The organism is Sphingobacterium sp. UBA7631 (assembly GCF_002483935.1).
Lineage (GTDB): Bacteria > Bacteroidota > Bacteroidia > Sphingobacteriales > Sphingobacteriaceae > Sphingobacterium > Sphingobacterium multivorum.
The window spans coordinates 90,487-115,061 of the sequence record NZ_DLIX01000010.1; the positions used below are offsets into that span (position 1 = coordinate 90,487).

General features: G+C 41.7%; 18 protein-coding genes and 3 tRNA genes. 11 read left to right on the forward strand and 10 right to left on the reverse strand.

Annotated features, from left to right (window positions below; genetic code table 11):
* Nucleotides 1-26: 26 nt before the first annotated feature.
* The 6 genes from B3P16_RS16735 to pfkA form a co-directional block, all read right to left on the reverse strand.
* Nucleotides 27-111, reverse strand: a tRNA-Leu gene (locus B3P16_RS16735).
* A gap of 5 nt (nt 112-116) precedes the next feature.
* Nucleotides 117-189, reverse strand: a tRNA-Gly gene (locus tag B3P16_RS16740).
* A gap of 53 nt (nt 190-242) precedes the next feature.
* A tRNA-Phe gene (locus B3P16_RS16745) sits at nt 243-315 on the reverse strand.
* 175 nt (nt 316-490) lie between these two features.
* The gene (gene gap / locus B3P16_RS16750; protein WP_070561154.1) at nt 491-1,489 is read right to left on the reverse strand and encodes a type I glyceraldehyde-3-phosphate dehydrogenase; all 999 of its coding nucleotides are present in this window, start codon (nt 1,487-1,489) and stop codon (nt 491-493) included.
* A 4-nt stretch (nt 1,490-1,493) separates the two neighbouring features.
* The gene (locus tag B3P16_RS16755) at nt 1,494-2,345 is read right to left on the reverse strand and encodes a hypothetical protein (protein ID WP_286752091.1); all 852 of its coding nucleotides are present in this window, start codon (nt 2,343-2,345) and stop codon (nt 1,494-1,496) included.
* Between the two features lie 17 nt (nt 2,346-2,362).
* Nucleotides 2,363-3,340 carry a 6-phosphofructokinase gene (gene pfkA, locus B3P16_RS16760; RefSeq protein ID WP_376749787.1) on the reverse strand — a complete coding sequence of 326 codons (978 nt, stop codon included), beginning with the start codon at nt 3,338-3,340 and terminating at the stop codon, nt 2,363-2,365.
* A 185-nt stretch (nt 3,341-3,525) separates the two neighbouring features.
* On the opposite strand from pfkA, the gene B3P16_RS16765 reads away from it, so the two are divergent.
* From B3P16_RS16765 to B3P16_RS16795, 7 genes are all read left to right on the forward strand, one after another.
* Nucleotides 3,526-4,197 (forward strand): NUDIX hydrolase, encoded by a 672-nt coding sequence (locus tag B3P16_RS16765; RefSeq protein WP_075992906.1) that lies wholly within the window; start codon nt 3,526-3,528, stop codon nt 4,195-4,197.
* A 256-nt stretch (nt 4,198-4,453) separates the two neighbouring features.
* Entirely contained in the window at nt 4,454-5,053 is a 600-nt protein-coding gene (locus B3P16_RS16770; protein WP_286843626.1) for a TetR/AcrR family transcriptional regulator, read from the forward strand.
* Between the two features lie 28 nt (nt 5,054-5,081).
* On the forward strand, nt 5,082-6,428 hold the full coding sequence (locus tag B3P16_RS16775; protein ID WP_115049040.1) for a TolC family protein: 1,347 nt from the start codon (nt 5,082-5,084) through the stop codon (nt 6,426-6,428).
* 14 nt (nt 6,429-6,442) lie between these two features.
* Nucleotides 6,443-7,498: an efflux RND transporter periplasmic adaptor subunit gene (locus tag B3P16_RS16780; protein WP_115049038.1), complete on the forward strand. Its 1,056-nt coding sequence runs from the start codon at nt 6,443-6,445 to the stop codon at nt 7,496-7,498.
* 64 nt (nt 7,499-7,562) lie between these two features.
* Nucleotides 7,563-10,745, forward strand: a complete 3,183-nt coding sequence (locus B3P16_RS16785) for an efflux RND transporter permease subunit (RefSeq protein WP_145326907.1) — start codon at nt 7,563-7,565, stop codon at nt 10,743-10,745.
* Nucleotides 10,746-10,895: 150 nt separating this feature from the next.
* Nucleotides 10,896-12,737 carry a glutamine--fructose-6-phosphate transaminase (isomerizing) gene (glmS, locus tag B3P16_RS16790; RefSeq protein WP_286843628.1) on the forward strand — a complete coding sequence of 614 codons (1,842 nt, stop codon included), beginning with the start codon at nt 10,896-10,898 and terminating at the stop codon, nt 12,735-12,737.
* An 8-nt stretch (nt 12,738-12,745) separates the two neighbouring features.
* Entirely contained in the window at nt 12,746-14,926 is a 2,181-nt protein-coding gene (locus B3P16_RS16795; protein WP_286843630.1) for a DUF4954 family protein, read from the forward strand.
* A gap of 190 nt (nt 14,927-15,116) precedes the next feature.
* On the opposite strand, the gene B3P16_RS16800 is transcribed toward B3P16_RS16795, so the two are convergent.
* From B3P16_RS16800 to lgt, 4 genes are all read right to left on the reverse strand, one after another.
* The gene (locus tag B3P16_RS16800; RefSeq protein WP_070561147.1) at nt 15,117-15,683 is read right to left on the reverse strand and encodes an AraC family transcriptional regulator; all 567 of its coding nucleotides are present in this window, start codon (nt 15,681-15,683) and stop codon (nt 15,117-15,119) included.
* Nucleotides 15,684-15,886: 203 nt separating this feature from the next.
* Nucleotides 15,887-16,429 (reverse strand): L,D-transpeptidase family protein, encoded by a 543-nt coding sequence (locus B3P16_RS16805; protein WP_070561146.1) that lies wholly within the window; start codon nt 16,427-16,429, stop codon nt 15,887-15,889.
* Nucleotides 16,430-16,523: 94 nt separating this feature from the next.
* The gene (gene trpB / locus B3P16_RS16810; RefSeq protein WP_236560212.1) at nt 16,524-17,714 is read right to left on the reverse strand and encodes a tryptophan synthase subunit beta; all 1,191 of its coding nucleotides are present in this window, start codon (nt 17,712-17,714) and stop codon (nt 16,524-16,526) included.
* 154 nt (nt 17,715-17,868) lie between these two features.
* A complete protein-coding gene (gene lgt / locus B3P16_RS16815; RefSeq protein ID WP_120334068.1) occupies nt 17,869-18,684 on the reverse strand; it encodes a prolipoprotein diacylglyceryl transferase in 816 nt (271 codons plus the stop codon).
* A gap of 272 nt (nt 18,685-18,956) precedes the next feature.
* On the opposite strand from lgt, the gene B3P16_RS16820 reads away from it, so the two are divergent.
* From B3P16_RS16820 to B3P16_RS16835, 4 genes are all read left to right on the forward strand, one after another.
* The gene (locus B3P16_RS16820; RefSeq protein ID WP_070561144.1) at nt 18,957-20,075 is read left to right on the forward strand and encodes a M42 family metallopeptidase; all 1,119 of its coding nucleotides are present in this window, start codon (nt 18,957-18,959) and stop codon (nt 20,073-20,075) included.
* Between the two features lie 36 nt (nt 20,076-20,111).
* Nucleotides 20,112-20,453 carry a DUF3467 domain-containing protein gene (locus tag B3P16_RS16825; protein WP_046672455.1) on the forward strand — a complete coding sequence of 114 codons (342 nt, stop codon included), beginning with the start codon at nt 20,112-20,114 and terminating at the stop codon, nt 20,451-20,453.
* Nucleotides 20,454-20,870: 417 nt separating this feature from the next.
* On the forward strand, nt 20,871-22,379 hold the full coding sequence (locus B3P16_RS16830; protein ID WP_046672920.1) for a bifunctional GNAT family N-acetyltransferase/carbon-nitrogen hydrolase family protein: 1,509 nt from the start codon (nt 20,871-20,873) through the stop codon (nt 22,377-22,379).
* Between the two features lie 30 nt (nt 22,380-22,409).
* The gene (locus tag B3P16_RS16835; protein ID WP_286843633.1) at nt 22,410-24,452 is read left to right on the forward strand and encodes a M13 family metallopeptidase; all 2,043 of its coding nucleotides are present in this window, start codon (nt 22,410-22,412) and stop codon (nt 24,450-24,452) included.
* Nucleotides 24,453-24,575: the final 123 nt, after the last annotated feature.

Here is a 24,575-nt window from a genome sequence, read left to right on the forward strand (position 1 = left end):
AGCCCATCGTTAGATGAGCTTTCTTGTACCTAGGGCGGGAATCGAACCCGCACTCCCTTAACGGGAACAGGATTTTAAGTCCTGCGTGTCTACCAGTTCCACCACCTAGGCAGGTGAGCGAAAAACGAGATTCGAACTCGCGACCCCAACCTTGGCAAGGTTGTGCTCTACCAGCTGAGCTATTTTCGCATTGGAATTATTATTCTTTCAATCTGTCAGAACCTTGCGTTCTTCCTTTTCGGTGGTGCCAGCTGGATTCGAACCAGCGACACAAGGATTTTCAGTCCTTTGCTCTACCAACTGAGCTATGGCACCTTTTCAATTGAGCTGTCTGCCTTATTGATGATGCAAATATAGACGGATTATTTGAATTACGAAAGCTAAAAGCGCTTTTTTTTGCGTTTAAACGCCAACCTGCTGATTTTTAAGGAAAAAAAATAAGGGGCTATTCGTGTAGAATAGCCCCTTTATTGGATGTTGGTCGAGTTGATTACGATAATTTACCAACTTCTAATACCAAGTCAACGATTTTGTTTGAATATCCCCATTCGTTGTCATACCAAGATACAACTTTAACGAAGTTATCATTCAATGAAATTCCTGCTTTTGCATCGAAGATTGATGTACGTGCATCACCTAAGAAATCTGAAGAAACAACTTCATCTTCTGTATAGCCTAAGATACCTTTCAATTCGCCTTCAGAAGCTTCTTTCATCGCAGTTTTGATTTCTTCGTATGAAGCACCTTTGTTCAAACGTACTGTTAAGTCAACAACTGAAACGTCTGCTGTAGGAACGCGCAATGACATACCCGTCAATTTACCTTTCAATTCAGGAAGAACCAAACCTACTGCTTTAGCAGCACCTGTAGATGAAGGGATGATGTTTTGGTATGCACCACGACCACCTCTCCAGTCTTTTACTGAAGGACCGTCTACCGTTTTTTGTGTTGCTGTAACCGCGTGTACTGTTGTCATCAAACCTTCAACGATACCAAATTTATCGTTTAATACTTTAGCGATAGGCGCTAAACAGTTTGTTGTACATGAAGCGTTTGAAACGATGTGTTGATCAGCTTTCAATTCTTTGTGGTTTACACCCATGACGAAAGTAGGGGTGTCGTCTTTCGCTGGAGCAGACATCACCACTTTTTTAGCACCTGCATCGATGTGTTTTTGAGCCAACTCTTGTGTCAAGAAGAAACCTGTAGATTCGATGATTACTTCAGCACCTACTTCATTCCATTTTAAGTTTGCCGGATCTTTCTCAGCTGTAACACGGATAGTTTTTCCGTTAACAACCAAGTTACCGTCTTTTACTTCTACAGAACCGTCAAATTTGCCATGTGTTGAATCATATTTCAACATATAAGCCATATAATCTGGTTCAACTAAGTCATTGATACCAACAATTTCAATTTCTGGACGATTGATAGCCGCTCTGAATGCTAAACGACCAATACGGCCAAATCCGTTAATTCCAATTTTCATATTCTTAATTTTTATTGATATAATATTTAATTAAATTGTGTATCGGTTCCTTTACAACGGTACCAATACTGATATTAAATTCCTCTGTAGCAACTTCCCGAAGTAAGTGCTCATAATTAAACGCTACTGAACCCGTAAAGTTAACATCACTATCCGGATATTCTTTCATTAGGGGCTTGATGTAGGTTTTGATAAACGTACGGAGCCCATTTTTAACCAATTGACTGATGAATAGATGATCCTTATTTTCGAGGACAAAGTCGGTAAATGAATTCAGAAAATTTGTCGGCTGTGGCGCTATATACACCTTTTCCAAAATGGTTTTCTTGTCGATGTTAAATTCTCTTTCCAGTTTATCCCGCAGATCAATAGGTAAGGTATCTGTCATGTAATGCTTGAGCAGCTGCTGGCTATTCCAGTTTGTTGCCCCCTCATCAGCCAGAATATAACCTAGACCATAATTGTTGTCAATGATTTTTTTCCCTGTATAGTAAGCTGCATTTGATCCACTGCCAATGATGCCAATAATTCCTCTTTCGTCGCCGAAAGTCGAAATAGCCGAAGCAATGACATCATGATCAACCCGTACACGTGCATTAACGAAAAAACGCTCCAGGACATTTTTTATTTTATCCTTACGTTCCTTCGACGATGATCCGGCACCAAAAAAATAGATCCTTCTGATTTTTTCGGCATTGTTGATCAGATTGGTGTTTTTATGCAAATGCTGTAGTATGGAGCGCTCATCCTGAAGATAAGGATTGATCCCGTTCATGCGGAACCCTGTCGTGATCCGACCTTTATCAGCCAACCGCCAGTCTGAAAATCGCGACCCACTATATACTACTGCTATCATGTCTGTTCAAATTATGATTATAAAATCTCAGCCATCTCCAATAAATCAGGGCTAAGTTTAATTTCCTTATTGCTGATTGCTTCTTCAATTGGAGTTGTCTTGATTTCATTACCACGGAGCCCAACAGTAACTCGTGTGTTTCCGGCCAATAATTCATTGACAGCAGCAAAGCCCAATCTACTCGCAAGCACGCGGTCGAAACTCGTCGGAGAACCACCCCGTTGCAAATGCCCTAATATACTAACTTTCGTGTCGTAATGATCAAACTTTTCTTTTACTTTTTTTGCGACATAATAAGCACCACCATTTTGGTCGCCCTCTGCGACAATAACAATGGATGACGATTTCTTCTTAATGGCACCGTCTTCTAAATGACTAATTAAATCATCAATGGCCGTTTCTTTCTCTGGAAGTAAAATGGCTTCGGCTCCGCCAGCAATACCGGCATTTAAGGCGATACAGCCTGAATCACGGCCCATCACTTCAACAAAGAAAAGACGTTCATGTGACGCCGCAGTATCTCTGATTTTATCAATCGCTTCGATGACAGTATTGTTGGCTGTATCGTAGCCAATCGTATAATCAGAACCGTAAAGGTCGTTGTCTATCGTACCTGGAATACCTATAATAGGTATTTCAAATTCTTTGGAGAAGAAGTTAGCACCTGTAAAGGTACCGTCACCACCAATGACCACCAAGGCATCTACACCGGCAGCGATCAGATTGTCATAGCCTTTTCGACGGCCTTCGGGTGTCTTAAACTCCATGCAACGTGCCGTTTTTAATATTGTGCCACCACGTTGTATAATATTGCTGACCGAACGCGTATCCATTTCGATGAAATTTGCGTCGATCAAACCTTGGTATCCTTGATAAATACCCGTTACTTGCAATCCTTTATGTAATGCTGTTCGAACGACAGCACGAATACAGGCATTCATGCCAGGAGCATCACCTCCTGACGTCAATACACCTATTTTTTTAATTTCTTTTATCACACGCTATATTTTAGGTTTTACGAATATAAGATTTTTATAGTGTATATTCTACACTTTGAATAAATTTTTCAATATTTTTTTGCGCATCACGTTTAGGAAGCGTATAATTGTTACAGATAACCCGATGATTAGTAACCGCTAAATTTAGCTCAGTATATTGCACATAAATAAATTTAGAAGTTTTGTATAGTAATTTTACCGTTGACTGTGTCATATTAGGCTTTCACGAAGGAGAATTAAAAGTTCTTTTGGCCGAAAGAAATGAATATCCTTTTAAGGATTGGTGGGCATTGCCAGGTTTTTTCGTGGATAATGACGAAGAGATGGAAGATGCCGTAAAACGAATTTTGTATGAGAATACAGGTTTGAAAGATGTATTTATGGATCAGCTGCATTCCTTTGCCGGATTAAAAAGGCATCCAAAGGGACGTATTCTGACGGTGGCGTATTACGCCCTCGTGCAGCTGGATAATACCAAATTGAAAACCAAACCTGTTACAAACTATATGAAGCAGGCGAAATGGTTCCCCGTTCGGAATGTACCTGAACTGGCCTTTGACCATAAGCAGATTTTGGACCTCTGTCTGGAGCGGTTGCAGCGTCGCCTCGCCTATAAACCGATTGCTTTTGAGCTGCTGCCTGAAAAATTTACACTTACCCAGCTACAGCTGGTGTATGAGGGAATCTTGAATAAACCACTCGATAAACGCAATTTTAGAAAGAAAATGCAAAATTATGGCTTTCTAAAAGAGCTCGATGAAGTGCAGACTGGAGTAGCCTATCGTGCAGCAAGGCTCTATAAATTGGATAAACGAAAGTTTTTAAAACATTTTCAGAACACGGTCGCATTCTAATAGATCTGTTCGTATAATAAAAGGCAAACTTTCGAGTTTGCCTTTTTTTTTCTGAAAGTGTCTGATCTTATTGGCCAGAAAGAACCTTCAGTTTGCTTTCATTGCTGCTGGTGTCTGCGAAGTCATGAAGGTTTTGTTGTCAGGTTAATATCAAAATTATTACAATTTCAAAATTTATTTTGTCCAACATGTTACTTTTTATATTTTTGAACAATTTTTGATAAAAGTCAGAAAGTAGAAAGGAGTTTTTTGAAGAATGGAAGATAGAAAAGATCAAATCATTCATGCGGCGATAAGACGCTTTATGCATTACGGTTTTAGTAAGACTACGATGAATGAAATTGCGGAGGATATAAAAATTACCAAAGCGAATTTGTATTACTATTATTCGGAAAAGAATGCACTTATACGGGATGTGATTGTGCGTTTGACGGATGAATATAGGGAAGAGGAGGAGAAGATGGTGGCTGTGCATGTGGGCACCACCTACGAGCTGATCATTAAAATTTTGGAACTGCGCGATGCATTTGTCCGGAAATACTATATGTTGCACATGAATGAAAATCTGGAATGGATCAAGGGACTTTCCATGCAGGATTTTTTCCAGTGCCTACACGACCGTGATGTGAAAGCCTTGTTTGAGATCCTTGAGATCGGTGCCGAAAAAGGTGAAATCGAAGGGGAGCATCTCTATGAAACGGCCGAAATCTATGTGGAATTGATGAAGAGTTTATCCCTGATGTGCAATATCTCCGATATCATTTCAGGAATTCCAAATCAGGATCGTTTTGATGAAGTGCTGCAAAAGCAAAAGCTGGCTACCAAGCTTTTTTTTAATGGTATAAATAAAAAGTAGATATAAAATTAGGATAAATAAATTAGGAATGAAAACAATCAGAATACTAGCCAGCCTTTTATTAGGTACGATGGTTTTCCAGAGTCATGCACAGCAACAATTGAGCTTAAGTGATGCGATTAAATTTGCTTTGCAGAACAAGGCTGATGCGAAAAAGGCAGGTCTCGATGTTGCGAATGCGGAGAGTAAAATCGCTGAGGTCCGATCTAGTGCTTTACCACAGGTAAATTTGACTAGCTCGTTGAATTTGAATCCCAAAATTCAACAGAACGCTATTACAATGATTGATGGAAAAACGGGCGAATCTACAACCATGTTTATCGAATTTGGTCAAAAATGGCAATCGACGAATGCGGTTAGTTTGACCCAGCAATTGTTCAATCAAACGGTATTTACAGGACTAAAAGCAGCAAAGACCACACGCGAGTTTTACGTAATTAATAAAACATTGACCGACGAGCAATTGATCGAAAAGGTGGCCAATAGTTATTATGATGTTTATCAATCAAAGTTACAATTGAAGACCATTGAAAATAACCTGGAAAGTACAACCAAGACTAGGGATGTGATCGAGGGATTGTTTAAAAATGGATTAGCGAAAAAAATTGATCTTGATCGCACGAACGTAGCGGTCACAAATTTGAAAGCTTCTCGTCAACAGGTTATTAATGCTGTTGAGTTAAAGGAGAATGCGCTTAAATTTGTTATTGGTATGCAGATGTCCGAACAAATTGCAATGCCGACCTCAACTTTCGAAACTGTAGCGTTAAATGCTGTATACGAGCCTATTGATATTACAAATAGAACCGAAATTCAGGTACTCAGTAAACAGAACGAATTGTTGGAACTGAACAAAAAAGCAGAGGTGTCGAAATATTATCCAACATTGTCTTTTACGGCAAATTACGGTTATATGGGAATGGGACCGGTTTTTCCTATTTTTAGTAAAAATGAAGGTGTAAAATGGAATAGCTATAATGGTGTAGGTCTAAATCTATCTATTCCAATTTTCAATGGTTTCCTCACACGCTCTAAAGTTCGCCAAGCACAGATTGATATCGATAAGTTGCAGGTGGATATCGCGGATACAAAATTAGCCTTGAATCTGGCAGCAGAAAACTCCAAGGTTCAGATTAAAAATTCTTTGTTAACGATTGAGTCAAACCGTAAGAACGTGGATTTGGCAAAATCAGTGCTGGAAGATACTAACAACAATTACAAAAATGGTCTGGCAACATTGACCGATCTTTTGGATGCGGAAAATGCCTATGCAGACGCCCAGAATAATTTAAATACCTCTTTGCTCGATTATAAAATTGCTGAAGTGCAGCTGATCAAAGCGAATGGAAATCTTAAATCACTAATTAAAGAATAATTGACTAATACAATATGAAACGCGGAATTATTACCTTACTTATTATTGCTGCTGGTCTAGCAGGAATATTTTTTGTGTTAAATAAAAATAAAAAGAAAAATGAGGCCGAAACTGCAGAGGTAGCAAAGAAAAATGTGGCTATTGCAGTGCGTATCGATACGGCAAAAGTATCTTCCATGGACTTACGCTATACGGCTAACGGAACATTTTCTCCGAAACAGGAAGTAACTGTTTCGGCTGAAACCGCAGGTAGAGTGGTGAAAGTATTGGTTGATGAAGGTTCTCATGTGAGCGCCGGGCAGACTTTGGCGATCATCGAGGGCGATAAACTGAATGTGAACGTAGCGAATGCGCAGGCTGCATTTACCAATGCGCAGGCCGATCTGCATCGCTTTGAAAGTGCCTTCTCTACAGGTGGTGTAACCAAACAACAGTTAGACCAGGTGAAATTGCAATTTGAGAATGCGAAAAATAACTTAAAAGCGTCTAAATTGAATGCTGGCGATGTGACCATCAAAACTTCGGTTTCGGGTATCGTCAATGCACGTAAAATCGAACCGGGTACTTACCTAAATGTGGGCGCTGCAGCCTTCGATATTGTCAATGTTGCCACCTTGAAATTGCGTGTCAATGTGGACGAAAAGAATGTGGCTACCTTAAGGATCGGTCAATCTGTTGATGTGACAGCGAGTGTATATGCAGACCAACGCTTTACAGGTAAAGTAACTTTTATTGCTCCTAAATCGGATGGTAGCTTAAACTTCCCGGTGGAAATCGAGGTAAATAATGCATCGAACCAATTGCGTGCTGGTATGTACGGTACAGCCATCTTCGGTGAAGGTGTTGCCAGCAATACGTTGATCGTACCTCGTAATGCCTTTGTGGGTAGTGTGAGCGACAACAAGATCTTTGTGCTGAAAAACGGTAAAGCCATCGAAACAAACGTCAAATCAGGCAGAAACTTTGGTGATTACATCGAGATCTTAGGTGGTTTGCAAAATGGGGATCAGGTGATTGTTTCGGGTCAGATCAATCTATTTGACCAAAGCCCTGTAGAGATTATTAAATAGAGCATACTGTAATCGGTAGCAGATGGAACCTCGGTTGCATAGCTATTAAAAATAAATTATTCGAATGAAAATTACCGAAATATCGATAAAACGCCCCAGTATAATTATCGTATTATTTATAATACTGACATTAGGCGGGTTGTTTTCTTATACGCGATTGGGCTATGAATTGGTCCCTAAATTTGAAATTAACGTCATTACGGTACAGACGGTCTATCCGGGAGCTTCACCTGCAGAGGTGGAGAGTTCGGTGACGAAAAAAATAGAGGATGCCATTTCATCCTTGGAAAGTATCAAAAAGGTGGAGTCGACTTCCCTGGAAGGGGTATCGATTGTCATGATTACCCTCAACAACGGTGCGGATGTCAACTTCCTGCTTACGGATGCTCAACGGAAAATCAATGCCGTGATCAACGATCTGCCGGATGATGTAAAGACACCTTCACTCTCCAAATTCTCCCTGGATGATGTGGCCATCATGAGTTTGGCCGTCACGTCCAACTTATCGGAAAAAGAACTCTACGATCTTTTGGACAATAAAATCCAGCCGGTCTTTGCGCGGATCAATGGTGTTGCCAAAGTGGACCTGATCGGAGGTGAGGAACGTGAAATCCAGATCTCTGTAGACCCGAAGAAAATTGAAGGTTATGGACTGACAATTTCGCAGGTACAACAAATTGTAGCATCATCCAATCTCGATTTCCCGACAGGTAACGTCAGTACTCGTGATAACCGGACAACCATCCGTCTTTCGGGTAAAGTAACTTCGATCGAGGAGCTGCGTAACCTCCCGATCACAACACCGGCAGGGGTGCAGATTTATCTGCGCGATATCGCCGATGTGCGGGATGGTATCAAAGAGATTGAAAAAGTAGCCCGCCTGGACCGTCAGAATACAATCTTATTGCAGGTCTTTAAACAGTCTGATGCAAATGCGGTAGCGGTGTCCGAAGCGGTCAAGAAAACTATTGCGGTACACGATAAAGACGGAAAAGTAATTTCTGGTGTAGAGAAGGATTATGCGGCACAGAATATTAAAATTCTGGTGGCCAATGACTCTTCAGAATTTACCTTGAATGCAGCCGATAACGTGATCCATGACTTAATGATTGCCATTGCATTGGTGGGCTTTATCATGTTGTTCTTCTTACAAAGTTTACGTAATGCGGCGATTACCATGGTGGCGATTCCTTTATCTTTGATTGCTACCTTTATTGGCTTGCTTTTGATGGGCTATACCTTAAACTTGATGTCTTTACTCGGTTTATCCCTGGTAGTAGGTATTCTTGTGGATGACGCGATCGTTGTTATCGAGAATATTCACCGCCACATGGAGATGGGTAAAAACAAGGTGCGTGCGGCCTATGATGGTGCTTCGGAAATCGGATTTACCGTAACGGCGATCACCTTGGTTATCGTGGTAGTGTTCCTGCCGATCGCGATGTCTACGGGTTTGGTGGCCAATATCCTGGCACAATTCTGTGTGACGGTAATCATCTCGACTTTATTATCCTTATTGGTGTCATTTACGGTAGTGCCTTGGTTATACTCGCGTTTCGGTAAATTGGAGCACTTGAGCAAAACTTCTTTCTTTGGTCGTATTATTCATGGTTTTGAAAGCGGTTTGAACAGCTTTACACATTGGGTTGCGGGATTGTTGACCTGGGCTTTAAAGAACGTCGGTACGAAATTGGCTACGTTGTTTTTGGCAATCGGTTTACTTGTTGCATCGTTTTTTTTGGTCGGTATGGGGTATATTGGTTCGGACTTCTTCCCGAGTATCGACCGTAAGGAGTTTTTCATCCAGTTGGAACTCGATAAAGATGCTTCCCTGGAGAAGACCAACTTGTTGACGCAAAAAGCGGAGGCTTACATTAAATCGAAACCTGATGTCAAAGAAATTATTACGACAGTGGGGCAGTCTTCGGACGGTATGGCTTCAACAACGGGTTCGCGTTATAAATCGGAGATCCACGTGATCCTCGACAAGGAAAATTTTGAGGGTAACTCACAGGTGTATTCAGCGACGCTGAAGCGTGAACTGGAAAATAAACTGATCGGTGCAAAAATCAAAACCGTCAACGTGGGTATCATGGGAGCGGAGCAGGCACCATTGAAGCTGACCATTATCGGTGCTTCTGTCGAAGATGCACAGGAATTTGCAGAGAAGGCGGCAGATCAATTACGTAAGATTCCTGGGGCTGCGGGTGTCAAATTGACTTCTGAAGCGGGTAACCCTGAGATCAATGTGAAGATCGACCGTGATAAAATGACCTCTTTGGGACTGAATGTCTCTACTGTGGGGATGACAATGCAGACGGCATTTTCAGGAAATACGGATAACAAATACAGAGCGGGTGATAACGAGTACGATATCAATATCCGCTATGCGGAAAATGGTCGTGCCAATATCGACAACGTACGTGATCTGAAATTTATCAATAATCAGGGTGCCTCTATTTCTTTGGATCAATTTGCCAATGTAACTTTTGGTTCGGGACCTACGTTGTTGGAACGTCGCGACAAGTCGCCGGCAGTATCCATTCAGGGACAGGCAATCGGTAGACCAATGGGTACCGTAGCACAAGAGTGGCAGGCACAGTTTGAAAAACTGCCGCGTAAACCGGGTATCGTCTTTATCTGGGGTGGTAATATGGAAAACCAAACCGAAGGTTTTGGTACTTTGGGTATTGCCTTATTGGCATCTATTATCCTAGTATACTTGGTAATGGTTGCTTTATACGATAGTTTTATCACACCATTTGTGGTCTTGTTCTCGATTCCATTGTCGTTTATCGGAGCCCTATTGTTCTTGGCGCTGGGAAATCAGACCTTGAATATCTTTACGATTTTGGGTATCATCATGTTGATTGGTCTGGTGGCCAAAAATGCGATCATGCTGGTTGACTTTGCCAACCATCGTAAGGAAGCTGGCGATAATACACACGATGCGTTGGTGGCAGCCAATCACGCGCGTCTTCGTCCGATTTTGATGACGACAATTGCAATGGTATTTGGTATGATTCCTATCGCAATCGCTACTGGAGACGGTGCCGATATGAATAGAGGTCTGGCGATCGTTATCATTGGTGGTTTGTTATCTTCTTTATTTTTAACCTTGGTTGTTGTACCGGTGGTGTACTCCATATTTGACAGTCTTCAACGTCGTTTTGGAAAGAAAGAAAAGACAAATTATGAAGCCTTGATGAAGGAAGATTATGACCATGTCGACGTGGCAGAACATTAAAAAATAATACATTTTACAATAGAAAAAGGCGGCTAATAAAACATTAGCCGCCTTTTTTGTGTTAATTTTAGGTTAATCAATCGATTGCGTAAATATTTTTTATTACATTGCGGCGCATTAACAAAATATACACTTAAAATTGAGACATACATGTGTGGAATTGTAGGATACACAGGTTATCGTCAGGCGTATGGTATCGTCATTGACGGATTACAAAAGTTAGAATACCGTGGTTATGACAGTGCTGGAGTGGCATTGCATAAAGGTGAGCAGATCGATGTTTACAAAAAAACAGGTAAAGTCGCAAACTTGGAAGAGTTTGTGTACGGAAAAGATCTACAGTCGACAACAGGGATAGGCCACACCCGTTGGGCTACCCATGGTGAACCTTCTGATCGGAATGCACATCCGCATTATTCCAATAGCGGACGCATCGCGATGATTCATAATGGCATCATTGAAAACTATGCTTCCTTAAAATCAGAATTAATTAATAAAGGTTATACGTTTAAAAGTGATACCGATACAGAGGTTCTGGTCAACTTTATCGAAGAAATCCAATTGCAGAATGAATGCTCGTTAGAAGAAGCGATCCGTATTGCTTTAAAACGGGTCGTCGGGGCCTATGTGATCCTCGTATTGGAAGCTGGTCATCCGGATCGTATTATTGCAGCACGTAAGGGAAGTCCTTTGGTAATTGGTATCGGTAAAAATGAGCATTTTTTGGGTTCAGATGCTTCCCCGATGTTAGCGTATACCAAAGAAGTTGTTTACATCAATGACTATGAACTGGCCATTATCACACCGGAGGAGCTGATCCTTAAAAATCTGGGTAATGAGCGCATCACACCTTATGTCCAAAAATTGGATCTGGAACTGTCAGCTATTGAAAAAGGAGGCTTTGATCACTTTATGTTGAAAGAGATCTTTGAGCAACCGCAAACAATCTTTGACTCCATGCGTGGACGTCTTGATCTGCAATCACATCAGATTACACTCAGCGGCATTGAAAAATTTGCCAATGAGATCAGCAACACCAATCGCATTGTAATTGTTGCCTGCGGTACCAGCTGGCATGCCGGGCTTATTGCAGAATATGTTATTGAGGAATTGTGCCGCATAAATGTAGAAGTTGAATATGCGTCGGAATTCCGCTACCGTAATCCGGTTATTCATCCGGGAGATGTTATTTTGGCGATTTCCCAAAGTGGTGAAACGGCTGATACATTGGTTGCGTTGGAAAATGCAAAAAAACAGGGTGCTATTATATTGGGTGTGGTCAATGTTGTTGGATCTTCTATCGCCCGACTTTCGGATGCAGGTGCCTATACCCATGCTGGACCAGAAATCGGCGTAGCAAGTACAAAAGCATTTACAGCACAGTTGACTGTATTGAACCTGATTGCCTTAAAGATTGCTTCTTCAAGAGGCTCCATCAGTGAAGAGCGTTATCAAAAACTCGCAAAGGAATTAAATGAAGTGCCTGAAAAGGTGGAGTGGATTTTGGATACGCAGGTTGATAAAATTAAAACCATTGCCAAAAAGTACAAAGATGCCCGCGACTTTCTTTTCTTGGGTAGGGGATATAATTTCCCGGTTGCCCTGGAAGGTGCGCTTAAACTCAAGGAAATTTCCTATATCCATGCCGAAGGTTACCCTGCAGCAGAGATGAAACATGGACCGATCGCATTGGTTGATGAGAACTTGCCTGTTGTTTTTATCGCTACAAAAGATGCTTATCACGAGAAGATTGTTTCAAATATTCAGGAGATCAAAGCACGTAAGGGAAAGATCATATCGGTGGTTACCAAAGGCGATACCGTTTCTGAAAATCTATCGGATGATTTTATGGAAATTCCGGAGGCCGATGAGATTATTGCGCCATTGATTTCGGTTGTACCATTGCAACTGCTATCGTATTATATTGGTGTAGAACTCGGATTGGATGTGGACAAACCACGTAACCTGGCGAAGTCGGTAACTGTAGAGTAAGGAGGCCTATGAGTGTATTGAAGAAGAAACCTTTGGAACAGCTGGGCTATGGATTTATCCCAGATGAATTTATTCCAGCAGGACAAGATGAATATACCCTGCGCTTTCAGCAAAACCCGCGTAATGACTACCGCGATCTGACGGAAACGGAGATTCAACAGTTGATTCATAACGGTAACTGGTCAAGCGACTGGACCAAGGTCAAAGTATCGGCAGTCTTCGATCCGAATCAGGTGCAGCACTGTAAGTTCTACGGTCTGGTCCGTATCGGCAATTTGAGTCCGAGTTACCTGGATTACCGCAATTTGCAGCTGCCCATTGGCCTGTACCATTCGACGATCATCAGCTCGGACTTTGGTGACGATGTTGCTGTTCATTATGTGGGCTACTTGTCCTACTTTATTGTTGGCAATGAAGTGCTGTTGAGCCAGATCAAGGAAATGGAGACCGGTAGTACAGCCAAGTTTGGTAATGGCATCCTCCGTGACGGTGAAGAGTCGGAGAAACGGATCGAGCTGGAGCTCTGCAACGAAAATGGTGCCCGCTCGGTTTACCCTTTTGATGGCATGCAGGCTGCAGATGTATACCTTTGGACCCGCAATCGGCATGATCATGCTTTACAGCAGCGATTTGGAGAACTTACGGATCAAAAATTTGGAAGTCAACGCGGCTATTACAGCCAAATTGGCGACCGTTGTGTCATCAAAAATACGTTAACGATCAAGAATGTCAAGATCGGGACTGATGTTTATATCAAAGGGGTCAGCAAGCTGAAAAATGTAACCGTCAATTCCTCGCAGGAATCGTATACGCAGATCGGTGAAGGCTGTGAGCTTGTTAATGGAATTATTGGCTATGGCTGTCGTATATTTTATGGCGTTAAAGCCGTACGTTTTATCTTGGCTTCCTATTCGCAATTGAAATATGGTGCGCGCTTGATCAACTCTTATTTGGGTGACAACTCGACAATTTCCTGTTGTGAAGTATTAAATTCCCTGATTTTTCCAGCCCATGAACAGCACCATAACAACTCGTTTTTATGTGCGGCATTGGTGATGGGCCAAAGTAATATGGCTGCTGGAGCAACTGTAGGATCGAATCACAACTCCAGAGCTGCGGATGGTGAAATTATCGCGGGACGTGGTTTTTGGCCCGGACTCTGTGTCAGTCTAAAACACAACTCCAGATTTGCATCGTATTGCCTGATTGTAAAAGGGGATTTTCTGCATGAACTGGATATTAAGCTACCTTTCACCTTAGTAAGCAATGACGTACAACATGATCAACTGGTCCTGAATCCGGGGTATTGGTTTATGTACAATATGTACGCATTGGTACGGAATGCCAATAAGTATGCGGCGCGGGACAATCGACATTTCAAAAATCAATATTTTGAATACGATATGTTGGCACCGGATACGGTGAATGAAATGTTTGAAGGGATGGATATGCTGGCCTTGGCCGTTGCAGACAGCCTTCACACTGCAGCAGGGAAGGATGAGCGTGAACGTATTGTTGCCGGTCGGGCACTGCTTGCCAACAACATGGACCTAAAAGATCAGACCATCGTGTTGCAAGGGGCCGAAAATTCACGCAGACCGACTGTTATTCAGAAGGTTGGCGAGGCTTATCACTTATATCGTTCGTTTATTAAGTATTATGGTGTACTGCACCTGATGGATGCCCTCGAGGAAGGTATGTCACTGCAGGATATTATGGCCTCCTTAACGGGTCGATCGCGTACGAACTGGGAGAATATCGGTGGACAGCTGATCGAAAGCAACGCCCTGCACACTTTCTTAGATGATATCAAATCAAAAAAGATAGATTCGTGGGATGATATTCATGAATTCTATCATGATAAAAGTAAAGATTACCCCCTAGATAAACGTGAACATGCACTCTTGTCTTTAATCGAAGTCTTAAATTTGGAAGGTATGGTTTTATCAACAGATAAAATTGTATCTTTGTTGGATCAGGCGCTTGGGCACCGGATCTGGATTGGTGAACAGATTTATAAATCCCGGGCCAAAGACTACAAAAATCAGTTCAAAAACATGGTCTATGCCAATGATGAAGAACGTGATATTGTGGTCGGAAAACTGGAGGACAATTCTTTTATCAATCAACAACAAAAAGAATTAGAGATATTCAAGATAAGGGTTGCTAATTTGAAAGGGCAATTTTAAAAGAAAGGCTTCCGCTCGGAAGCCTTTTCTTTTTTGACCTGCTGTTCTTTTTGTTGACCAGTTGCTTTTTTGACCTGCTCTTCTTTGGGCAGCTGCTTCTTTTCTTTGACCAGTTGCTTCTGTTTTTTGTCTGTTTTCTAATCCTGGCGGCCGAGGCTGCTATGAAGCTTGCTTTTGTCGTTCCACGCCTTTACTCGTTGATTTTATCGAGCGGCTTACGTTTATTGTCTTTGATCTGTTTAAAGTGGCTTGGCGTCAATCCGGTTACTTTTTTGAATTGATTACTTAAATAGGCAACACTGGAGTAATTGAGTTTATAGGCAATCTCACTTAATGTCAGTTCATCGTAAACCAATAGCTCTTTGACATATTCAATTTTTTGGCCGATGAAGTATTTTTCGATGGTGATCCCTTCAACATCCGAAAATAGATTGGAGATGTAGTTGTAATCATGGTGCACTTTCTTGCTGATGATTTCGGAAAGATTAAGGCTGGTGTCGTTATGTTGATTACGGATGAGATCCAACACCACATGTTTTACCTGTTCGATGATGACGGTTCTTTTATCGTCAATAAGTTCAAACCCAAGTTCCGAAAAATTTTCAGCAAGTTGCTTGCTCTCCGCTTTGGTTAGTTCTTCTTCAATTTCCACCTGGCCCAAAGAAATATGCTTAACATGGAGATTGAGCTTCGCCAGTTCATTTTCAACAACCATTATGCATCTATTGCATACCATATTCTTTATTGCAAGTTTCATAAGAATTATTTTAAATACAAGTTACTCATGTAAACTCAAAAATCGCTAATTTATTAGACATGGGGTTGTAATATTTAGGGTTTATCTTGTAGTATTTTGAAAATAGGCTGTGGGGAAAAATAGGACGGAAGGGTTAGATCGCCTACAGATGAGTGTAAAGGGACGGATGCTAAGCGTTTATCTCAGTCAAGGCTTTATTTCCGCTAGGGCTTTATTTCAATAGTTGTGCCTATTGGAACAGCGTCAAAAAGCTCGTCAATCTCCGAGTTTGTAAGTGCCATACAACCGAAAGTCCAGTCCATGTGGCGTTGCAGTTTACCGATAAAGCCTAGTCCGTTTCGGAGTCCGTGGATCTTGATGTCGCCACCGGCATCTTTTCCTAAACTTTTGGCATGGGCGATATCTTGTTCATTCGGGTAGGAGACACCTAGGTTTTTGTGATAGTCGCTATATGGATTTTTATCGTTGATCGTATAAAGACCCTCGGGTGTTTTTAAATCACCTTCAAATTCTTTGTCGCCCACAGGTTGACCGCCTAGTGAAATACGATATGATTTTAGGAGCTTTCCCTTGCTATAGGCCAATAGTGTCCTTTTAGATTTATAGACAATCAGTTTGTCCACTTTCGCATGCCGATCCAACGTTGGTTCGGGATAAAGATTATAACCTATCAGGCCCAGGCAAAGTAAGACGAGGAGGCTGATGACTGTTTTTAAAACTATTCGACGTTTTCTAGGTCGTTTCATCTTGGCGATCGTTAGCTAATGGATAAAATGTTTAGACCGAGTGCATAACCTAGGGCTCGGCACTCGGTCTACTCATGTATTTTGATGTTACCGTCTAGAATTCGCGGTCAACATCCTTGTCGCCACGTCCCGAAAGGTTCACAATAGCGACTTGGTTTTTGTCTTTGAGCAATTTCACCGCAAGGGCAACAGCATGAGACGATTCAATGGCCGGAATAATACCTTCCAGTCGGGAAAGCAACTTGTAGGCATCAATCGCCTCGGTGTCAGTCACGGGATGATAGTTTGCACGATTGCTATCTTTTAGCTGGGCATGTTGCGGCGATATCCCTGGGTAATCAAGGCCTGCAGATACCGAGGTTGAGGGGATCGGATTACCTTCATCATCGACCAGACAGTATGAAAATGTCCCCTGGAATACAGTTGGTTTACCAAAAGAAAGTGTCGCTGCTGTTTTTGGATAAGTCCCGGTGCCACCACCTTCACCACCATGAATTTCGACGGCATGATCATCGAGAAAACCCGAAAATAAGCCAATCGCATTTGACCCGCCACCTACACAGGCAAAGATGCTGTCGGGAAGGCGCCCTTCCTGATCAAGAATCTGCTGGCGTGCTTCTTTACCGATAACGCTTTGAAAATAGCCGACCATTTTTGGATAGGGATGTGGGCCAACATGTGATCCCAATAGATAATAGGATGTGGGATTTTCGACGTAATACATCAAGGCCGCGTCTACTGCATCCTTTAACGTACGGCTACCCAAGTTGGTCGTTACAACTTCGGCGCCCAACAATTCCATGCGTTTGACGTTCAGGGCCTGCCGCGCAGCATCGATTTCGCCCATAAATACTTTGCAGGGGATGTTTAACAATGCTGCTGCTGTTGCTGTTGCAACGCCATGTTGACCGGCGCCAGTTTCGGCAATGATCTCTGTAGCTCCCATTTGTTTAGCCAAAAGAATTTGACCGATACAGTTGTTTATCTTGTGGGAACCTGTATGGTTTAAATCTTCCCGCTTCAAATAGATTTTGGAACCTACGTGTTCGCTTAAATTCTTCGCGTAATATAAAGGTGAGGGGCGACCGACATAGTGTTTTAAGATCGCAATAAACTCTTTCTGGAATTCTTCTTTTTGGACATGACTATCGAAAAAAGCAGCCAGTTTATTCAATTGCTCTTCCAATACCGGTGGGATGTAAGATCCGCCAAATTCTCCATATTGACCATTGTATTGTAGCATCTTCTCATTTGCTTCGACAGATGCAGCTTGTGTTAGACTCATTTTAGGCTTAAGTTTCTTGTTGTAAAAAGATATATTATTTATTGAAGCCTAATATAGTAATCTTTGCAGGTATAGAAAAAAAACAAGGCATCTTTTCTAGAAAAGATGCCTGTAAAATCTTGTATTTGCAAACAAGGATATATTGCGGCCTGTTTTAAGCTTTGGTTTTCCGGAAGATAAAGTAGAAGCCCACCAGAATAAAAGGTATACTCAGTAATTGGCCCATGTTTAAAGCCATACTTTGCTCGAAAGCTTCCTGGTCAATTTTAAAATGTTCCAAGACCATGCGTGCACCAAATAATAGGACCATGAATATACCAAATAATTGACCTTTTTGGCGATTGGGATTTGATTTGAATAGGGAACCAATGATAATAAAGATCAAAATATAGGCGATTGCTTCATAAAGCTGCCCAGGGTGGCGTGGTACATTGTCTACACGTTCGAACACGATAGCCCAGGGTAGATCTGTAGGTGTGCCAATAATTTCGGAATTGAAGAAATTTCCGATACGGATAAGTGCACCGGCAATAGGGACTACAACGACCAATCGGTCCGCTAACCACAAGAAGTCGGTTTTTGTTTTTCTGCAGAATAAATAGAGTGCGAGGATAATTCCGATGGCGCCGCCATGGGAAGCCAATCCTGCGAAGCCGGTAATATGAAATCCTGTTTTATCCCATTTGAATGGCAGGAAGATTTCAAGTATATGATCTTTGTAATAGTCAAAATCGTAAAATAGGCAGTGTCCTAATCGTGCTCCGATCAAAGTGCCCAGAAAAATATAAATTGAAAGCTGATCCAACTGTTCCTGTGTGCGGCCTTCCTTTTTGAATATACGCAACATGATCACGTATGAAACAAAAAATGCTAACAACCAGCATAAGGCATAATAGCGAAGGGCAAAAGCGCCAAAGTTGAACATTTCGGGGTCAATATTCCAATGTATTGCACTTAATATTGAATTCATAAATTTTATAGCTTTTTAAATTACTTTGAAGTAAAGATAAGCTTTAATCTCATTTTTTTATTCCTACAATTTGTTTTTAAGCAGAATATCATTGGGCTGCGGATCTAATTCATTCATCGTGAACAAAATATTGTCTTTTGCGGATCCTTTTTACTTAAAGAGGAGCGTATAACCTAAAATAAATTGCGCAAACAATATTTCAAAAAACATTTTTACTTTTGCATTTCATTGAAATTTTCATATTTTGACGAAAGTAAATAGAAAAGGAAAAGATGGCAGAAAAAAACAAGAAAAAAGAGCCGAAGCACGACGCGGTTGTGACGAAAGATTCGCTTTCATTTTTTGAGAAATATATCAATAACGCTTCTCCTACAGGATTTGAGTGGGAAGGACAGCGCCTGTGGTTGGATTATTTGAAGCCTTATGTTGATGATACATTCGTTGACAACTACGGTACAGCTGTAGGGGTAATCAATCCAAAAGCGGAGTATAAGGTCGTTATAGAGGCTCATGCGGATGAGATTTCTTGGTTTGTCAATTACATTACCAAAGACGGACTGATCTATGTAATACGTAACGGTGGTTCAGATCACCAGATTGCGCCGTCTAAGCGCGTGAATATTCATACGGAAAAAGGCATTGTCAAAGCGGTATTCGGCTGGCCGGCAATTCATACGCGTTCGGGAGAGAAAGAAGAAAATCCTTCGCTGAAAAATATCTTTTTGGACTGTGGCTGTAGTACCAAAGAAGAGGTTGAAGCCTTGGGAATACATGTCGGTTGTGTCATTACATACGAAGATACATTCTCTATCCTTAACGACCGTTATTATGTTGGGCGGGCTATGGACAATCGTGCCGGTGGTTTTATGATCGCTGAGGTTGCTCGTTTGCTAAAAGAGAATAAAAAGAAATTGCCATTTGGATTATATATCGTAAATTCGGTGCAAGAAGAGATTGGTTTACGCGGTGCCGAAATGATTGCAGATCGTATCAAACCGAATGTCGCCATCGTAACTGATGTGACACATGATACGCAAACTCCGATGATCAATAAGATCACACAGGGCGATCTATTTTCAGGTAAAGGTCCGGTATTGTCCTACGCTCCAGCGGTTCAGATTAATCTGAATAAACTGTTGGTTAAAGTTGCTGAGAAGAATAATATTCCTTTCCAGCGTCAGGCTTCTTCTCGTTTTACAGGAACTGATACGGACGCATTTGCCTATAGCAATGGTGGTGTACCGTCTGCATTGATTTCTTTACCACTCCGTTATATGCACACAACAGTGGAGATGGTGCACAAGGAAGATGTGGATAACGTGATCCGGTTGATCTACGAAACATTATTGAATATTGAGAACGGACAAGATTTTAGAACATTTACAAAGTAGAATTTAAGAATATATTAACTTATCATTAGAATTATTATGGAAAATAACCAAAATCAAAACGAATTGAGCATCGAGTTGACAGAAGAAGTAGCAGAAGGAACCTACTCAAATCTTGCGATTATCACTCACTCTAATACTGAATTTGTGGTTGACTTTATCCGTGTGATGCCAGGAGTGCCAAAAGCAAAAGTGAAATCAAGAATCGTTTTGACTCCAGAGCATGCAAAACGCTTGTTAGGTGCATTGGTTGATAACGTGAACCGTTTCGAAGCATTAAATGGTCCAATTAAAATGGACTTAGGTGTTGCTGAACAACCTCAACAAGGTGGTGATCCTACAGTTGCATTCCCTTTTGGAACGCCACAAGGTCAAGCATAGTTGATTGCAGCTATCATTGAGATATCAAAAGCGCCAATTGAACATTGGCGCTTTTTTTATGTCCTTGATTTCAGCAAAGTCTTTCCGATGCTCCAATTGGGTTCATGTATGAAAAAGACGATTGCCCTAACTACCTGTTAAGGGATAAGATCATCAAGATCTAATTAAAATTGAAACATCTGCATATCAGGTAGTGCCTATTAATATTTCTTAATCAATGTTTAGACAGTAATAAGTCAGTGCATATTCAGTCTACACTGAGCGAGCACTGAACGAGCACTGAACAATCACTGAGTAAGCACTGTCTAAAATATGAAGTTGGCTGCCATCTGATATTCGCCTGTGGGGTATTGCTAGTTTTGGACTTGGCATTTACTTTTACTAAATTTAGATAACTAATTCAAAAAGGAGATTTATATGGATATTCAAGTGCGAAACTTGACAAAGAAGGATTATGTTGATTTGAAACGATCGATGGAACAGGCTTATGATGGTGCAGGTGAGACCTGGTCAAAGGAAAATATTCAGGATTTGATTGATATATTTCCCGAAGGGCAATTATGTGTGGAGATTGATGGACATGTCGTTGCCTGTGCCTTGTCCATTATCCTGAATTCAAAAAAGAATAATATTTACGATAGCTATTATGAGATTATCGATGACGGTAAGTTTACCAAGCATAGTGATGATGGAGACACCCTTTACGGGATAGAAGTGTTTGTTCATCCGGCACATCGGGCGTTACGTCTCGGCCGGCGTCTCTATGATGCGCGTAAGGAGCTGTGTGAACAGATGAACCTCAAATGTATTGTTGCCGGGGGCCGTATTCCCAATTACCATAACTATGCGGATAAAATGAGTCCGCGGGTTTACATCGAGAAAGTCAAACGCAAGGAGATCTATGATCCGACGCTGACCTTTCAGCTTTCAAATGATTTTCATGTCAAAAAAATACTCAAGCATTATCTGCCTGAAGATGCTGAATCGATGGAGTTTGCTACCCTGTTGGAATGGAATAATATTTATTATGAGTCAGAGACACGGTCCATTTCGACCACCAAGCAGACGATCCGTTTGGGGCTGGTGCAATGGCAGATGCGTTTGTTTGATAATCTGGAGGCATTTTATGATCAGATCGAGTTTTTTGTGGATACCGTGAGTGATTATGGAACAGATTTTATCATGTTTCCGGAATTTTTCAATACGCCGCTCATGAGCCCTTATAACGATCTTCCCGAGCGCCTGGCGATGGAAAGGCTTGCGCAGCATACCTCAGAGATTATCGATCGCATTCAACAGTTTGCTGTATCCTACAACGTTAATATCATTGCGGGTTCCATGCCATTGATGGAAAACAAAAAACTCTACAATGTTTCCTACCTCTGTCATCGCAACGGTAAGCTGGATGAGTTTAAAAAAATTCATATCACGCCAAACGAATTTAAATACTATGGTATGGTGGGTGGTAGTGAAGTGAAAGTATTTGACACCGATTGTGGTAAAGTAGGGCTGTTGATCTGTTACGATGTCGAGTTTCCTGAACTGAGCCGTATTTTGGCCGATCAGGGCATGCAGATTCTATTTGTGCCCTTTATGACGGATACCCAAAACGGGTACATCCGGGTGCGTACCTGCGCGCAGGCCAGGGCGATAGAAAATGAATGTTATGTGGCTATTGCTGGCTCTGTGGGTAATTTGCCGCGTGTGAATAATATGGATATACAATATTCGCAGTCCGCCGTTTTTACTCCTTCAGACTTTGCTTTTCCCAATAATGCCATCAAAGCCGAGGCGACACCGAATGCTGAAATGGTGCTTATTGCCGACGTTGACCTGTATGCGCTGCGCGACCTACATGAGTATGGTACTGTCAAAGTGAAGAAGGATAGGCGGAAGGATCTGTATGAAGTGAAACTTTTGAAGTAAAATTTAAATACGCTTTTAATCTCTTAAAATATGATACAAAAAGTCAAATGGGGGACGCTATCCATGGTCTTAATGATGATGTCATGTCAGTCAAATAAGAAAAGCGATACTGCTCAGGAGGTCCGCACAAATTTTTTTGATGTCTCAGGTATGGATACGACGGTGAATCCAGGAGATAATTTCTTCCAATATGCGAATGGAAGCTGGATGAAAAATACGCAGATCCCGGCATCGGAAACAGGATGGGGCTCCTTTTATGTGCTCGCCGACGAAAATCTGGCAAACCTGAAATCTATTTTGGAAGGGGCCGCAAAGTCCGACAACAAAAAAGGTTCAGATCAGCAAAAGGCTGGCGATTTCTATGCGAGTGGTATGGATACGGTGACGATCGATAAATTGGGTGCGAAACCGATCGAAGGGGCCATTCAAAAAATCAATGGATTGAAAAGTATTGATGAATTGATTGCGTATGCTGCAGATGGATTTAAGGAGGGCGATGGTGATCTTTTTACCTTTTATGTCGCCGCGGATGACCGGATCAGCACTAAGAATGCATTGCAATTTTTTCAGGGGGGACTCAACCTGCCTGAAGCAAGTTATTATTTAGATCAGGATGAGAAAGCGAAGAAGATCCGGGAGGTCTATGTCGCGTATCTGGTCAAGTTATTCGGACTGATCGGTGAAGGGGCAAATGCCCAAAAGTCGGCTGAGGAAGTGCTACGCCTGGAAACAGAAATTGCCAAATCGCATGCCACACCTGTAGAATTGCGGGATCCCATTAAAAACTACCACAAATTTGCGGTACAGGAATTTCAGAAGCAAACGCCAAACCTCAACTGGAAAGATATTCTGCAACGCTTGGATGTGAAGACCGACACGATTTTGGTACAGCAGCCCAAATTTTACCTTGCTTTAAATAATTTGTTGAAGTCGCAGTCCTTAGATAGCTGGAAGACAAAACTAAAAGCAGATTTAGCGAATGCTTCTGCGACGGCACTGAGCAAAGGTTTCCGGGAGGCCAAGTTTGAATTATTCGGGAAAACCCTAAATGGTCAGAAGCAGGAGAAAGAGCGTTGGAAGCTGATGGTGAGTTCGGCGGACGAGAATCTTGGCGAGATTGTGGGTAAGTTGTATGTGGATGAATACTTCAAGCCCGAAGCAAAAAAACGAATGCTCGAATTGGTCGACAATTTGCAGAAAGTCTACAAGAACCGCATTGAGAAATTGGACTGGATGACGCCTGAAACCAAAAAGAAAGCGATTGAAAAATTGGAAGCCTTCACCAAAAAAATCGGCTATCCCGAGAAGTGGAAAGATTATAGTGACGTGGAGGTAGCCAAAGATACCTACTATGCCAACTTGCAGTCTGCTGCAAAGCATGCTTATAAAGAAATGGTGGGTAAAATTGGTAAACCGGTTGACAAGGCAGAATGGCTGATGACAACACCTACGGTGAATGCCTATTACAATCCACCGTATAATGAGATTGTATTTCCGGCCGGCATCTTGCAGTTCCCCTTCTTTGATGCCAACGCGGACGATGCAATCAATTATGGCGCTATCGGTGCCGTTATCGGACACGAGATGACTCATGGTTTTGATGATCAGGGGCGCCAATATGATAAAGACGGCAACTTGAATGACTGGTGGACTGCAGTGGATGCGAAACAGTTTACGGAACGCGCTAATCAGGTAGCGAAGTTATATGGTGGTTTTACGCTGTTGGACAATCAACATGTAAACGGTGAGCTTACTTTAGGTGAAAACCTGGCGGATATCGGCGGTTTAAATATTGCCTATGATGCCTTTAAATTAACCAAACAAGGGCAGGGGCAGGACAAGATTGATGGCTTTACTCCAGATCAACGTTTCTTCCTGAGTTTTGCGCAAGTGTGGCGCGTAAAGAGCAGCGATGAGCGCATGCGGCTACGTTTAAAAGTTGATCCACATAGCCCCGAACAATTTCGGGTAAATGGTCCCGTATACAATATGGAGGCTTTCTATAAAGCATTTAATGTACAGCCTACAGCAAAAATGTATGTGGCACCGGAGAAAAGAATTTTGGTTTGGTAAGCGGAAACAGGCGTGAACAGCATTGTCCTAATACGGATTATGGTCATGCTGTTCAACTGATAACGTTTAAATGGAAACGAAAAAGTAAATTTGTCTTTGAATTATGATAAAAACTGATTACTT